General features: G+C 69.8%; 13 protein-coding genes and 1 tRNA gene. 6 read left to right on the top strand and 8 right to left on the bottom strand.

Going from position 1 to position 13,561, the window contains the following annotated elements; all coding sequences use genetic code 11:
• Window positions 1-34: 34 nt before the first annotated feature.
• Genes coaE through ABOD76_RS16230 form a run of 4 tightly spaced genes read left to right on the top strand, consistent with a single transcriptional unit; the run spans window position 35 to window position 4,929 of the window.
• Window positions 35-652 (top strand): dephospho-CoA kinase, encoded by a 618-nt coding sequence (gene coaE, locus ABOD76_RS16245; RefSeq protein WP_350243004.1) that lies wholly within the window; start codon window positions 35-37, stop codon window positions 650-652.
• Window positions 653-683: 31 nt separating this feature from the next.
• Entirely contained in the window at window positions 684-2,345 is a 1,662-nt protein-coding gene (locus ABOD76_RS16240) for a chloride channel protein (protein WP_350243003.1), read from the top strand.
• On the top strand, window positions 2,342-3,607 hold the full coding sequence (gene dgt / locus ABOD76_RS16235) for a dGTP triphosphohydrolase (protein ID WP_350243002.1): 1,266 nt from the start codon (window positions 2,342-2,344) through the stop codon (window positions 3,605-3,607). Before ABOD76_RS16240 ends, dgt begins: the two co-directional genes overlap by 4 nt.
• A gap of 50 nt (window positions 3,608-3,657) precedes the next feature.
• Complete coding sequence (locus ABOD76_RS16230; RefSeq protein WP_350243001.1) at window positions 3,658-4,929, top strand: MFS transporter; 1,272 nt, start codon at window positions 3,658-3,660, stop codon at window positions 4,927-4,929.
• Window positions 4,930-4,933: 4 nt separating this feature from the next.
• Here the strand turns inward: ABOD76_RS16230 and ABOD76_RS16225 are convergent, their stop codons facing one another.
• The 4 genes from ABOD76_RS16225 to ABOD76_RS16210 form a co-directional block, all read right to left on the bottom strand.
• The gene (locus ABOD76_RS16225; protein ID WP_350243000.1) at window positions 4,934-6,367 is read right to left on the bottom strand and encodes a phytoene desaturase family protein; all 1,434 of its coding nucleotides are present in this window, start codon (window positions 6,365-6,367) and stop codon (window positions 4,934-4,936) included.
• A 76-nt stretch (window positions 6,368-6,443) separates the two neighbouring features.
• Complete coding sequence (locus ABOD76_RS16220; protein WP_350242999.1) at window positions 6,444-7,967, bottom strand: glycine--tRNA ligase; 1,524 nt, start codon at window positions 7,965-7,967, stop codon at window positions 6,444-6,446.
• Window positions 7,968-8,242: 275 nt separating this feature from the next.
• Window positions 8,243-8,704 carry a hypothetical protein gene (locus ABOD76_RS16215; RefSeq protein WP_350242998.1) on the bottom strand — a complete coding sequence of 154 codons (462 nt, stop codon included), beginning with the start codon at window positions 8,702-8,704 and terminating at the stop codon, window positions 8,243-8,245.
• Window positions 8,705-8,765: 61 nt separating this feature from the next.
• A complete protein-coding gene (locus tag ABOD76_RS16210) occupies window positions 8,766-9,347 on the bottom strand; it encodes a YcjF family protein (RefSeq protein ID WP_350242997.1) in 582 nt (193 codons plus the stop codon).
• A gap of 188 nt (window positions 9,348-9,535) precedes the next feature.
• Between ABOD76_RS16210 and ABOD76_RS16205 the strand changes: the two genes are divergently transcribed.
• Window positions 9,536-9,718, top strand: coding sequence for a hypothetical protein (locus ABOD76_RS16205; RefSeq protein ID WP_350242996.1), 183 nt, complete (start codon window positions 9,536-9,538; stop codon window positions 9,716-9,718).
• 55 nt (window positions 9,719-9,773) lie between these two features.
• Here the strand turns inward: ABOD76_RS16205 and ABOD76_RS16200 are convergent.
• Together ABOD76_RS16200 and ABOD76_RS16195 are read right to left on the bottom strand one after the other, a co-directional pair.
• Window positions 9,774-9,863, bottom strand: a tRNA-Ser gene (locus ABOD76_RS16200).
• Between the two features lie 66 nt (window positions 9,864-9,929).
• The gene (locus tag ABOD76_RS16195; RefSeq protein ID WP_350242995.1) at window positions 9,930-10,904 is read right to left on the bottom strand and encodes an aldo/keto reductase; all 975 of its coding nucleotides are present in this window, start codon (window positions 10,902-10,904) and stop codon (window positions 9,930-9,932) included.
• Between the two features lie 114 nt (window positions 10,905-11,018).
• Here ABOD76_RS16195 and ABOD76_RS16190 point away from each other — a divergent pair, with 114 nt between their 5' ends.
• Entirely contained in the window at window positions 11,019-11,630 is a 612-nt protein-coding gene (locus tag ABOD76_RS16190; RefSeq protein ID WP_350242994.1) for a hypothetical protein, read from the top strand.
• On the opposite strand, the gene purN is transcribed toward ABOD76_RS16190, so the two are convergent.
• Window positions 11,627-12,208, bottom strand: coding sequence for a phosphoribosylglycinamide formyltransferase (gene purN, locus ABOD76_RS16185; RefSeq protein WP_350242993.1), 582 nt, complete (start codon window positions 12,206-12,208; stop codon window positions 11,627-11,629). The genes ABOD76_RS16190 and purN overlap by 4 nt on opposite strands.
• Window positions 12,205-13,560, bottom strand: coding sequence for a dipeptidase (locus ABOD76_RS16180; RefSeq protein WP_350242992.1), 1,356 nt, complete (start codon window positions 13,558-13,560; stop codon window positions 12,205-12,207). The genes purN and ABOD76_RS16180 overlap by 4 nt, the downstream gene beginning before the upstream one ends.
• Window position 13,561: the final 1 nt, after the last annotated feature.

Raw genomic sequence — 13,561 nt, 5'->3', positions numbered from 1 at the left:
GGATGATGAACGGCTGACCCGTTACACTCGCCGCATGAGTGAGACTGCTGCGAGGCCCCGCAGGCTGGGCCTGACCGGCTCGATCGGGGCCGGCAAGAGCACCGTGGCCGCGCTGCTGCGCGCCCGTGGCCTGACGGTGCTGGACGCCGACGCCGAGGCGCGGGCGCTGGGCCACGACCCGGACGTGCTGGCCGAGGTCACGGCCCAGCTGGGGCCACAGTACGTGCAGGACGGGGCGCTGGATCGCCCGGCGCTGGCCGCGCTGGTGTTCTCCGACCCGCCACGGCGCGAGGTGCTCAACCGCATCCTGCATCCCCGGGTCCGGGCACGGATGGCGGCCCAGGAGCAGGCGGCGGCGGGTCGGGGCGAGGTGTGGGTGGTGCAGGACGTGCCGCTGCTGTTCGAGGGTGGGCTGGACGCCCAGATGGATCACGTGCTGGTGGTGGACGCCCCCGCCGAGGTGCGCCAGCAGCGGGTGCAGGCCCGCAGCGGGCTGAGTGCCGAGGCGTTTCAGGCCCGCGACGCCGCCCAGCTGAGCCCGGCCGAGAAGCGGGCGCGGGCCAGCGCCGTGCTGGACAACAGCGGCAGCCAGGAGGCGCTGGAGCGTCAGCTGGATGAGGCGCTGCGTCAGCTGGGCATTCTGCCCGGCTGAGCCGGCCGCCAAAATCCCCTACACTGGCGGCGTGCGCTCTCCCCTGCCTCCCACGCCGCTGACCCGCACCCTGCTCAGCCGCATCGAGACCGGACGGCTGGTGCTGTACAGCCTGGTGGCGGGCGGGCTGGTGGGCCTGCTGGGCAGCGGCTGGCGATACGTGCTGGACTGGAGCGTGACGCAGGCGGCCAGCCTGATCGGCTACCGCCCGCCGGGCGTGGCGGGCGAGGGCGGTCTGCTGATGGCCTTCGGGGACGCCGCGCCGTGGGGCCTGCTGCTGCTGCCGCTGGCGGCGGTGCTGTACGCCTGGCTGATTCCCGGCGAGCGCGGTGACCCGCTGGACCAGGTGGTGGCCGGCTATCACGCGCGCGGCGAATGGCCTGGCCCGCTGGTGCAGCTGCAGACGCTGCTGGCCACCCTGGTGGGCCACGCCGCCCAGCTGCTGGTGGGGCGCGACAGCACCTTCACGGCGCTCGGCAGCCTGTCGGCGCTGCTGCTGGGCCGGCTGTCGCGGCTCGACGCGGTGACCCGCCGGACCCTGACGCTCGCCTCGGTGGCGGCGGCGCTCGGTCTGGTGCTGCATGCGCCGCTGGCGAGCGCGGTCCTGATGACCGAGACGCTCTACCGGCGCTTCGAGTTCGAGTTCGAGCTGCTGATGCCGTGCGTGCTGGCCTCGGTGTGCGCGGCGGCCGTGTATGGGCTGCTGTGGGGCTTCGATCCGCTGTTCGCGCTGCCCGGCACGCTCAGCGTGAGCGCCGGTCAGCTGCTGGTGTCCTTGCTGCTGGCCGGCATCGTGACGGGCGTGGCGTGGCTGCTGACCCAGGTGGTGCGGGTGCTCCCGGCCAGCCTGACGGTGGGGTGGCCCCGCCTGCTGCTGGCCGGCGGCTTCGGGCTGCTGACGGCCGCGCTCGCGCTGCGCGGCACGCCCGCCGTGCTGGGCAGCGGCAGCGGCTGGCTGCAGCTGGCGCTCAGCGGCTTCCTGGGGCCGGAAGCCAGCGGGATGGCCGCCTGGCGCTGGCTGCTGATGGCGCTGGGCGCCCGGCTGGCCTTCGGCGGCGGGGTGCTGGTGTCGGCGTCCACCGGCGGGCTGCTGGGGGTGGCGCTCACCTCGCTGCTGGGCCTCAACCTGGACCTGCCGGTGGCGGCCCTGGTGGGAGCGGCCGCCTTCCTGAGCGTGACGCTGAACGCGCCGGTGGCCGCGGCACTGCTGACCGTGACCTGGGGCGGGGAAACGCTCTTGCCCGCCGTGCTGGCCGCCAGCGGGCTGGCCCACGCGCTGAGCGGCGAGGCCAGCCTGGTGGCCGCCCAGGTGCGTGACCGGGGCGCCAGCCGGATCCACAGCGTCCTGATCAGTCCGTTGGCCCGGCCTGGGGCGGCGCGCGCTCCCGAGCCGGACCAGAAACCTGCCGCGTCGCGGGCCAGCGCGGACCCGGCCCGGCAGCTGTACCGCGAGCCGCTGCCCCGCAGCTGGCAGGGCGCCCGCGCCGGCATCCTGAGCCTGCCCGCCGGGCTGGAACTGATGGGGGTGGTGCGCCAGGGTCAGGTGCTGCTGGCCCGGCCGGAGCTGCCGCTACAACCGGGCGACGAACTGCTGCTGCTGGCCAGCCCGGCTGTTCACGCCGGCTGGCTGGACACCATGCGCCTGCCGGAGCAGAGGCAGACGCTCGCCGAGACGCCGCAGGCGTTGCGATGACCGCGGCCGTTCTCTACGACTGGCTCAACCCGCTCGACACCTCCCGCCGCTATCCCAGCGAGGCCAGCGGCGCGGAGGGTGATCTGCGTGACCCCTACGAACGCGACCGCGCGCGCATCATCCACAGCGGCGCGTTCCGTCGGTTGCAGGGCAAGAGTCAGATCTTCGCGGCCGGCTGGAGCGGGTACCTGCGCACCCGCGTCACGCACGCGATGGAGGTGGCGCAGATCGCGCGGGCCATCGCCAGCAACCACGGCCTGCCGGGCAGCCTGGCCGAGGCCGCCGCCCTCGCCCACGACCTGGGCCATCCGCCCTTCGGGCACAACGGCGAGGACGCACTCAACCGCTGCATGCAGCCGTACGGCGGCTTCGAGGGCAATGCCCAGACCTACCGCATCCTGACCCGGCTGGAGGGCCTGACCACCCGGCATCCCGGCGCGAACGTCACCCGCGCCACGCTGCTGGGGGTGCTGAAGTACCCGGGCGGCCGGCACGGCCACCCGGCGCTGTACGCCGACGACGCCCAGGACGATCAGGGCTGGCTGTACGCCGGGCACCCGGAGTACCGGGAAGGCCGCAGCATCATCTGTCAGATCATGGACTGGGCCGACGACATCGCCTACAGCCTGCACGACCTGGAGGACGGGCTGGCCACCCGCCTCCTGAACCACCGCGACCTGGGCAGCGGCGAGGCGCTGGAGCGGGTGACGGCCCGGGCGCGACGGGCACTGCCCGGGCTGGACGCCGGAGACGTGCGCCCGGTGCTGGCTGGACTGGCGGCCCGACTGGACGACGGACACAGCCTGGCCCCCGGCACCGCCCGGGTACGCGAGGTGGTGGGCCGCTACGTCCACGCCTTCGTAACCGCCACCCGTATCGAAGCACCGACCAGCCCGCAGAGCGCCTTTGACTTCCGGCTGGTGGTGCCGCCGGACCTGGCGGCCGAGTGCGTGGTGCTGAAGGCCATCACCCAGGAGCTGATCCTACGCGAGCAGCGCACCGGGGTGTATGCGCGGCAGGCCGTGACCATCGTCACTGACCTGTTCAGTCTGCTGCTGGAAACCGCGCTCGGTGACCTGGACGACGTGCGCGCAGCGGTGCTGCCGCTGGAGACCCGCGCTGCCCTGGCCGCAAGTGCCGACGAGGCGGCGCGGGCGCGGGTGGTGTGCGACTTCGTGAGCAGCATGACCGACGCGCAGGCCAGCCAGTACCACGAACGCCTGTTCAGCGCGGCCCCGTCCTCGCCGTTCGCCCCGCTGTAACGGCGCCCCCTTCTCAGCCACCCCCGACAGGCACGGCGCATAATGCCCCGGTGCCTGAACCGTTGTCTGCCGCCCTGCCCGACCACCTCCCGGAGCAACAGCGCGGCTGGGACCGCAACGCCCGGCTGGGCATCTGGAACGGCTGGCTGGTGCAGCTCGGCGACGGCTTTTTGAGCGTGACGGTGGTGCTGGCCGGCTTCGCGGCGCGGCTGGGCGCACCCAATCTGGTGATCGGACTGCTGCCGGCCATCGCGCAGGGCGGCTGGATGCTGCCGCAGATGCTGGTGGCCGCCCGGGTGCGCTCGATGCCGTACAAGCTCCCGATCTACCGCTCGGCGGCGTTCGTGCGGGCCGGCAGCTACGTCAGCATGGTGCTGGTCGCCGCGCTGCTGTCGCACACGCCGCTGCTGTGCCTGACGCTGTTCACCCTGGCGATGGTGGTCAATGCGCTGGCGTCCGGGGTGTCGGGGCTGCCGTTTCTGGAGGTGTGCAGCAAGGTGGTGCCGGCGCACCGCCGGGCCGCCTTCTTCAGCATCCGCAACCTGGGCGGCGGCCTGCTGGCTTTCGGGGCGGGACTGCTGGTCCGCCAGATTCTGGCGTCGGAGCTTCCGTTCCCGCTGAACTACGCGCTGGTGTTCGCGCTGGCCACCGCCGCCTACACCGTGGGCTACGGGGTGTTCGGGCGGGTGCAGGAACCGGCCGACCCGGTGCTGCCCGCCTCCGACTTCCGGCAGGAACTGCGGAGCGTGCCGCTGACCATCCGCGCCGACCCGTACTTCCGGGCCTTCCTGCTGGTGCGGCTGACGTTGGCCTTCGCCAGCATGGCTGACCCCTTCTACGCGGTGTACGCGCTGCGCGAACTGCACGTGCCGGGCAGCCAGCTCGGTGTATTCCTGATGGCGCTGGCTGGGGCCGCGCCGCTGTCCAACGTACTGTGGCGGCGGGTGGCGGACCTGAAGGGGTCGCGCCGCATCATCCGCTACTCGTCGGTCTGCTCTCTGCTGGCCCCATTGCTGGCGCTGCTGATCGGGCACCTGGGGCCGGGGGCCACCGGCGCCTACCTGCTGGTGTTCGTGGCGGGCAGCGTGGCGGCGCAGGGCTTCAACCTGGGACACACCAACCACCTGCTGAACATCGCGCCGCCCGAGGCCCGCAGCCGCTACATCGGCACGCTCAACACGCTGGTGGGGCTGGCGCTGTTCGCACCGGTGCTGGGCGGCCTGATCGCGGACCAGCTCGGCTACCGCACCGTGTTCGTGGCCTGCGCCGTGCTGTTCGCGCTGGCGTGGTGGCAGTGCGGCCAGCTGCGCCGCGACGCCTGACGCGTCAGCGCCGGGCCGCGTCCTGCAGGGCGGCGTGGGCGGCCCAGTACCCGCCCATGCCGTGAACGCCGCCTCCGGGCGGGGTGCTGGCGCTGCACAGGTACACCCCCGGCAACGGCGTGCGGTACGGCACCGGGCTCAGCACCGGGCGGGCCAGCAGCTGCCACAGGTCGTTGGCTCCCCCGCCCACGTCGCCCCCGGTCAGGTTGGCATTCGCCTGCTGCAGCTGCTGAGGGGTGGTGACGCGCCGGGCGAGGACCCGGTCCCGGAAGCCCGGGGCCGCGCGCTCGATCTGCGCTTCCAGCTGTGCCGACGCGTCGCCCCGGTACCCATTCGGAACGTGCATGTAGGCCCAGACCGTGTGCTGGGTGTCCGGCGCCCGGCTGGAGTCGAAGAGCGTGTGCTGGGCCAGCAGCACAAACGGCCGGGCCGGCGCCTGCCCGTGATGGGGTGCGCGCTCGGCCAGCTCCAGTTCCGGCAGGGTGCCGCCCAGGTGCACCGTGCCGGCCTGCCCGACCCGCGCGTCGGCCCAGGGCAGGGGGCCGGACAGCGCGTAATCCAGCTTGTAGGCACCGGGGCCGGGCCGCACGCGCCGAAGCTGCGCCGCATACGCCTGGGGCACGCGGTCGCTTGCCAGCCGCAGAAAGGTGGGCAACGACGTATCCAGCAGCACCGCGTCTGCACGCGGCAACTCCCGCAGACTGGACACCGGCGTGTTCAGCCTTATTTCACCGCCCAGATGGCGCAGCAGGCCCGCCATCGCCTCAGCCAGTTGCTGCGCCCCACCCCGCGGAAACGGCCAGCCGACCGCATGCCCGGCCACCGCCAGCATCAGCCCGAATGAACTGCTGAGCGGAGTGCCGAGCGGCAGGCCGGAGTGGGCCGCGAGTCCGCCCAGCAGCGCCCGGGCCTGAGGCGTGCGGAACAGCGTCCGCGCCAGCAGCGAGGCCGGTGGCACACCGCGCAGGCCAAAGCGGGCCAGTGTGAACGGATGCCGTGGTATCCGCAGCAGCGGGCGCAGACTGTCGTCCAGCAGGTCGGGCCACGCCTGCACCAGCGGGCGCATCAGCCGCAGGTAGGCTTGACCGTCTACGCCCAGCCCGTCGGCCGTCTGTTCCAGCGAGCGATGCAGCAGCGCGGCCCCGCCCGGCAGCGGGTGGGCCAGCGCCACCGGCGGCTGCACCCACTCCAGCCCGTAGGCGTGGAGCGGCAGGGTGCGCAGGTAGGGACTGGCGGCCGCCAGCGGATGGATGGCCGAGCCCACATCGTGGACAAAGCCCGGCAGCGTCAGCGGGGCGCTGCCCAGGGCGCCGCCCACCCGGCCCGCCGCCTCATGCACCTCCACCCGCCAGCCGGCCTGGGCCAGCCGGATCGCTGCCGCCAGCCCGTTCGGCCCGGATCCCACCACCACGGCCGAGCGTCCCCGTAAAGCGGTCATGGGCGCATCATGGCACGGGCAGGGAAACAAGCGGGGAACAGCCGCCCGGACTGTTCCCCCGCCCACAACGCGGCGCTTACGCCAGCCGGCTGCGAATCCAGTCCGCCAGCTCGCTGATCTTCACGCGCTCCTGGGCCAGCGTGTCACGGTCGCGCACCGTGACGGTGTCCTTCAGGCCGCCGTCCGAGCCCTCGGCACTCTGACCGATGGTGTCGAAGTCCACCGTAACGCAGTAGGGCGTGCCCACCTCGTCGTGGCGGCGGTAGGCCTTGCCGATGTTGCCGCTGTCCTCGTACAGCACCCGACCCAGGCCCAGCCGCTGCAGATCCGCCTTGATGGCGCGCGCCACCGACGTGATCTCCTCGCGGTTGCGGGCCAGCGGAATGACCGCCACCTTGATCGGGGCGAGATGCGGCTTCAGCTTCAGCACGATGCGCTCGCTGCCGTTCTCCAGCGTCTCCTTGGTGAACGCCTCGCTCAGCACCGCCAGCAGGGCCCGGTCCACGCCCGCCGACGGCTCAATCACGAACGGCACGACCGGCTTGTTGGTCTCGGGGTGCGGAATGGTCAGCTTGGCGATGCTGTCGAGGTTTTCCTCCACGCTGGCCACCAGCCCCAGTTCGGCCTGCGCCTTGGTGTGCGAGCCGAGGTCATAGTCGGTGCGGTTGGCGATGCCCTCGATCTCCTCGTGGCCCAGCGTGGGATAGTCGTACATCAGGTCGTAGGTGCGCTTGCTATAGTGCGCCAGATCTTCCTTCGGCACGTCCAGAATCTGGATGCGGCTGCGCGGCACTCCCTGCGCCTCCCACCAGCTGAGCCGGCGCTCCAGCCAGTGCTCGTGCCACTCCTCATCGGTGCCGGGTACGCAGAAGAACTCGATCTCCATCTGCTCCAGCTCACGGACCCGGAAGATGAAGTTGCGCGGGGTGATCTCGTTGCGGAAGGCCTTGCCGATCTGAGCAATGCCGAACGGCAGCCGCCGCGAAGTGCTGTCCACCACGTTCTTGAAGTTGGTGAAGATGCCCTGAGCAGTCTCGGGGCGCAGGTAGCCGTAGCTGTCCTCGTCGGCGGTCGGGCCGATGGTCGTCTTGAACATCATGTTGAACGGCTTGGGCTCAGTCCAGTCACCCACCTCGCCGGAGAAGGGGTCGCGCACCCCTGCCGCAATCAGCGCCGCGCTGGCCCGCGCCGGCTGCCGCACCAGGGCCGCGACCAGGGCTGGGAAGTTGTCCGTACTCTCGCCCATCTGCTCAGCCACCTGCGCCTGCACGGCGTCCTTCTGGTCCTTGACCAGATGATCCAGCCGGTAGCGCTTGTTGGTCTTCTTGTTATCGACCATCGGGTCAGAGAAGGTCGCCTCGTGGCCGCTGTGCCGCAGCACCTGCCGGTGCATGATGATGCTGGCGTCCAGGCCCTCCATGTCGTCGCGCTCGTAGACGTTGCTGCGCCACCACGCGGCCTTGATGTTGTTTTTCAGCTCCACGCCCAGCGGGCCGTAGTCGTAGAAGCCCTGCAGGCCCCCGTAGATCTCGGAGCCCTGAAAAATAAAGCCCCTGCGCTTGCACAGACTGACGAGTTCTTCCATTGAGCTTGCCGACATCCTGGCTCCTTTCCGAGCGGCCCGGAGCCAAAAAAGCCCCAGGCGATCACTCGCCTGGGGACGCGGACGACCTGTCCACGCGGTTCCACCCCAGTTCCCGCCCGGCCATCCGCCGGATACGGGCACCTTCTTCACCTCATGCTCCCCGCTGCCCTTCGCTGCCCGCCACCGTCCTGGCTCTCACCGTCCCAGGCTCGCTCCTCAGCGCGTGTGCAGGTACTCCTGCGGATCGTCGCCCCTACAGGATGCGGCAGGCGAAGGCACGGGTCAAGAGGTCAGCGCAGCGGGAAGCTGGCTCGCACGCCCACGCCGCTGATGAAGCCGAGCCGGGCAATGCCCTCCAGCGAGTAGCTGCCGAAGTCCTTGCCCACGATCAAGTGAGCGTTTGCCAGCACCAGAGGAGATAACAGGGTGTAAATATCACCTTCAAATGAAAGCCCGCTTCCGAGCCCTCCACCGAAGTAAAAACCATCGCTGGTGTTCAGCAGATCCGTGTCCACACGCAGGAAAGGCTCGACGGGACCGAAGCCTCCAATGACCCCACCACTTAAAACACCCCGCAGCTGCAGCGTACCGGAGCTGTTCGCTGGTGCCTGCACCGAGAGACTGAGTGTGCCCTCTCCAAATCCTGGATAGAAGAGGCCTAAGGACCCGCCGGCCCGAAATTGCGCTGCATTAGCCGTACTGGACAGCGCTGATACCACTACAGCCGTCATTAAAACTTTCATAAGTCTCATGATTGGAGTATACGGGTCAGACCCCGGCCGGCGGCACAATAATGCGTCTCTCGCTTGAACTTCAGTTCAGGTGACTGCCCGGCCCGTCCTTGCCTTCCTTCTGCTCAGCGCGGCGGCGCAGTTCGCGGGCCAGCTGGCTGAAGTCGTCGGCGCTCGGCAGGATGTTGCGGGTCTTTTTGCGGGCGTCCTGAACCACCTGCGCCTGGATTGTGCGGCTGATCGGCTGTCCTTCGCGCTTGCGCTCGAAATAATTCTGGGCCACCCGGCCCAGCGCATACGTCCAGCCGTACACGGCAGGGGCTGTGATGAGGCCGCCGATCACCGGCAGGGCCAGCTTGGCCAGCCCACGCATCACCTGACGGGCCATCATGCCGTAGGCGACGGTGGCGCCCAGTTCCTGCACGATCTCGCGGCCCCGCTCGGGTGTGATGTCAAAGCCGTAGATCTTGCCGACATGCAGCACCATCTTGATCTGGACCGGCGTGATCAGCAGCAGGTCTGCGAAGGGCAGCGGCTCCACCGCCACGGCTCCGGACAGCAGGGCGGCGCTGCGGATCACCTCTTCTGCGTTCTGCTCCGGGCTCTGAGCCGGGTCAACGTCGAAGTTGAAGTTGTCGAGCACCTGCTTCAGAAGGGGCAACATACCAGAAGTGTAACGTGCGAGTTTTAGCGCTCCTGCCAGGGGGTCTTTACCTGCTCTTGTTCAGAGGGAGGACCATCAAACAACCACTCCCAACAATCAAGAACACTTTAGGGACTCTGCAGGTTCCGTCACCTCGCCGTTCTTAAGCTGCACTCATCAGGCACAGTGTCTGGAGAGGAGCGCCATCAATGTCCAATTTCGCCATTTACATGATCGGGATCGTCGTGCTTATCATCGCGCTGTTCTTCGCCGGGAACACGTTCGGCTGGCCCCAGTCGTATGTGATCATCGGGGCCATCATTCTGCTGGGCATCGGCATCCTGGCTGGGGTCACCAGCACCAAACGCCGCGACCCGCCGGCCGGCGAGTAAGCGCAACAGACCAACGGCCCCGGCAGTCAGTCCGGGGCCGTGCTCTTGGCAGCTGTGGCGGAGAGGATGAGATTCGAACTCACGGTACCGTTGCCAGCACATACGCTTTCCAGGCGTACCCCTTCAACCACTCGGGCACCTCTCCAGGCCTGGGTCTCCCCGTTCAGGGCGGCTCAGGTTAGCGCGTGAGGCCGATAAAGTGCAAGCTCTCTCAGAACCCCAGGACCGGATGCGGCTTGTACGGCTCCTGCAGGCTCTGCAGGTCCTCCGGGGAGAGCTGCACTTCCAGCGCGGCCACCGCATCGTCCAGGTGGGACATCTTGCTGGCCCCGATGATCGGGGCGCTCACGCCCGGCTGGGCCAGCAGCCACGCGGTGGCCACCTGGGCCGGTGTCACGCCCAGCCGCCCGGCCACGTCGGCCACCCGCTGCTGCACCGCATAATCGCTCTCGGTGCGGTACATGCTCTGGCTGAAGCCGTCACTCTTGCCACGGGTGGTCTGGCCGCCGTCCTGTCGGCGATTGCCGGCCAGAAAGCCGCGGGCCAGCGGGCTCCAGGGAATCACGCCCACGCCGTCCTCCCGGCACAGCGGCAGCATCTCGCGCTCCTCTTCTCGGTACACCAGGTTGTAATGGTTCTGCATGCTGATAAAGCGGGTCAGGCCGTGCAGGTCGGCCGTGTGCTGCATCTTCGCGAACTGGTAGGCGTACATGCTGCTGGCCCCGATGTAGCGCACCATGCCCAGCCGCACCAGATCGTGCAGCGCGGTCATGGTCTCCAGCACCGGCGTCTGCGGGTCAAAGCGGTGAATCTGATACAGGTCGATGTAGTCGGTGCCCAGGCGCTTCAGGCTGGCCTGCACCGCGTCCATGATGTGCTTGCGGCTCAGGCCCCGGTCGTTGGGTCCGTCACCCATGGGGCTGTGGACCTTGCTGGCGATGATTACCTGATCGCGCCGGGCAAAGTCACGCAGGGCGCGGCCGGTGATCTCCTCGCTGACGCCCAGGCTGTACACGTCGGCGGTATCGAAGAAATTGATGCCGGCCTCCAGCGCCCGCTGAAAGAACGGCCGGCTGTGCTCCTCGTCCAGCACCCAGTCGCGCCACTGCGGGTCGCCGTAGGTCATACACCCCAGTGCGATGCGCGAGACCTTCAGGCCGCTCTGTCCCAATCGGATGTAGTCCATAGGCCCGACCCTACCCCCGGCCCGGCCGCCTTGTCCAACCTTCAGCCTTCCTGAAGACGGATGGGGCTGGCCTGGGCCGACCCGGACCGCACACAGATTGCCTATCCTGCCTGCATGTCCGCCGTCCCGTCCAGGCCCGACGCTGTCCTCCGGCCACCGCTGTGGTCTGCCCTGCTGCTGAACCTGCCCCTCCCCGGCAGCGGCCTGACGCTGCTGAACCGGCCGTGGTGGCACGCCTGCTGGCTGCTGCTGCAGACGCTCAGTCTGCTGGCGGCAACTCGGCTGCTCCCCGAGCGGCCCGCGCTGGCCGTGACGCTGCCACTCCTGGTCTGGTTGGCCCTGCAACTGCACACGGCAGCCGTCCATCGCCAGACTTCAGCGGGCTTGGCCCCTGCAGGCGGGACCTGGCCCCTGATCCTCGGCCTGGGGGTGCTGTGGGTGGCGCTCCTGGCCGCCGTGCTGCCGGGCCTGCTGGCCGCGCGCACCGCACAGGTCAGCAACCCGGACGCCCAGTATCTGCAGCAGGTCATCATCGCGGCCGGTGTGGTGGCGATCACCGGCCAGGACCCCAGCGGCCCCTGCGACGCTCTGGCGGGCCAGGAAAGCCTGCTCCCCCCGATGCCTGAACACTTTGCCCGCTGCACGGTGGACGGCCACGACCTGGACAACCCGGCCGTGACCGCCACCCTGAAGGACGGCTCTACCCTGCGCTGGCCGGAGCGCTAGAGCTGCTGGCCCAGCTGCCGCAGCGCCGCCACCAGCAGCGGCCCCTCCACCGCCATCACGCGCGCCCGCAGCGTCTCAAGCGTGTCGTCCGGCTGCACCGGCACCCGCTGTTGCAGCAGGATGGGGCCCTCGTCAATGCCCGCTTCCACCTGATGCACCGTGGCCCCACTCTCGGCGTCTCCAGCAGCCAGTACCGCCTGATGCACCCGGTCGCCGTACATGCCGCGCCCGCCGTACCGCGGCAGCAGGCTGGGATGCACGTTGACCAGCCGGCCGTGATAGGCGGCCAGGGTGGCCGGACCCAGCTCCTTCATGTAGCCGCTGAGCACCAGCACGTCCACGCCGGCACGCTGCAGGGCCGACAGGATCGCCCGGTCCAGTTCGGCGGGGTCCGGATGATGGGCCGAGCTGAGGTGCAGCGCCTGCAGCCCCTCCTGCCGCGCGAACGCCAACGCCTGGGAGCTGCTGTTGTTGCTGATCAGCACCACCGGCTCGGCGTCCAGTTCGCCGCTGCGGACCGCCTGCACCACCGCCCGCGCCCCGCTGCCCCCATGCGATGACAGGAAGCCCAGCCTCACCTCAGCTGCCCGATCTCCTGCAGCAGATAGGCGCTGGTCAGAATGCCGTTGTGATAGTCCGACAGCGCGAAGCTCTCGTTGGGGCTGTGCGGGGCGTCCTCGTTGAGGCCCATGTCCACCAGCAGCACCGGCGCCCCCAGCAGGGACCGGAAGGCCGCCACGATCGGAATGCTGCCGCCGGTGCGGGCATAGGCGGGCCGCTTGCCGTAGACGCGCTCCAGCGCCGCGCCGGCCGCCTGCACGTACGGGCTGTCCAGGTCCACCTTGACCGGCTGGCCGCCGTGCAGGCCCACCACCTCCACCTGCGCGCCCTCTGGCGCCAGCGTCGGAATGTACTGCTTGACCAGCTCGGTGATGCGTTCCGGGTCCTGGCCCGGCACCAGCCGCATGCTGATCTTGGCCCCGGCCTTGCCGGCGATCACGGTCTTGCTGCCCTCGCCCTGGTAGCCGCCCCAGATACCGTTTACGTCCAGGGTCGGGCGCGCCCACAGCCGCTCCAGCGTGCTGTAGCCGGCCTCGCCCGGCAGCGCGGTCGCCCCGATGCTGGCGGCGAACTCGGCGTCATTGTGCGGCAGCTGCGCCCACATCTCGCGCTCCTGGTCGGTCAGTTCCTCGACCCCGTCGTAGAAGCCCGGCACCGTCACGCGGCCCTGCTCGTCTTTGAGCCGCGCGATGATGCTGGCAAGCGCATTGATCGGGTTGGGTGCCGCGCCGCCGTAGCTGCCGCTGTGCAGGTCGCGGTTGGCGCCGGTCACATGCACCTCCACGTAGCTCAGCCCGCGCAGGCCGTAGGTGACGGTCGGCACGTCCGGCGCAAAGCGCGAGCCGTCCGAGATCACAATCACGTCGGCCTGCAGCTCGTCCTGGTGCTCTCGGATGTACGGCTCCAGATTCCGGCTGCCCACTTCCTCCTCGCCTTCCAGCAGGAACTTCAGGTTGACCGGCAGCTCACCCTGGCTCAGCAGCAGCTCGGCGCCGCGCACGTGGGCGTACGCCTGTCCCTTGTCGTCGGTGCTGCCGCGCGCGTAGATGCGCCCATTCCGCACAGTCGGCTCGAAGGGCGGGGTGGTCCACATCTCCAGCGGCGCCTCCGGCTGCACGTCGTAGTGGCCGTAGATCAGCACGGTGGGGGCGCCAGGGGCCTTCAGCCGCTCGGCGTACACCACCGGATGCCCGGCGGTGGGGTCCACCCGCGCCTCGAAGCCCAGGCGGTCCAGCTTGGCGCGCAGGAACTCGGCGGCGCGGCCCATGTCGGCCTGATGCGTGGGGTCGGCGCTCACGGACGGAATCCGCAGCAGCTCGAACAGTTCCTGGTCGGCCTGGGCAGTGTCCAGATGGTCATTCAGCGTCATG

Origin of the sequence: Deinococcus sonorensis KR-87, assembly GCF_040256395.1 — a bacterium.
Lineage (GTDB): Bacteria > Deinococcota > Deinococci > Deinococcales > Deinococcaceae > Deinococcus > Deinococcus sonorensis.
The sequence above is the reverse complement of the archived record's forward strand: the minus strand, read 5'-3'. Positions and strand labels throughout refer to the sequence as shown.

Bases quoted from the DNA above. Each gene is read 5' to 3' on its own strand.
- coaE (WP_350243004.1), top strand. From the start codon at position 35: ATGAGTGAGACTGCTGCGAGGCCCCGCAGGCTGGGCCTGACCGGCTCG.
- dgt (WP_350243002.1), top strand. From the start codon at position 2,342: ATGACCGCGGCCGTTCTCTACGACTGGCTCAACCCGCTCGACACCTCC.
- ABOD76_RS16225 (WP_350243000.1), bottom strand. From the start codon at position 6,367: ATGACCGCTTTACGGGGACGCTCGGCCGTGGTGGTGGGATCCGGGCCG.
- ABOD76_RS16220 (WP_350242999.1), bottom strand. From the start codon at position 7,967: ATGTCGGCAAGCTCAATGGAAGAACTCGTCAGTCTGTGCAAGCGCAGG.
- ABOD76_RS16215 (WP_350242998.1), bottom strand. From the start codon at position 8,704: ATGAGACTTATGAAAGTTTTAATGACGGCTGTAGTGGTATCAGCGCTG.
- ABOD76_RS16210 (WP_350242997.1), bottom strand. From the start codon at position 9,347: ATGTTGCCCCTTCTGAAGCAGGTGCTCGACAACTTCAACTTCGACGTT.
- ABOD76_RS16205 (WP_350242996.1), top strand. From the start codon at position 9,536: ATGTCCAATTTCGCCATTTACATGATCGGGATCGTCGTGCTTATCATC.
- ABOD76_RS16195 (WP_350242995.1), bottom strand. From the start codon at position 10,904: ATGGACTACATCCGATTGGGACAGAGCGGCCTGAAGGTCTCGCGCATC.
- ABOD76_RS16190 (WP_350242994.1), top strand. From the start codon at position 11,019: ATGTCCGCCGTCCCGTCCAGGCCCGACGCTGTCCTCCGGCCACCGCTG.
- ABOD76_RS16180 (WP_350242992.1), bottom strand. From the start codon at position 13,560: ATGACGCTGAATGACCATCTGGACACTGCCCAGGCCGACCAGGAACTG.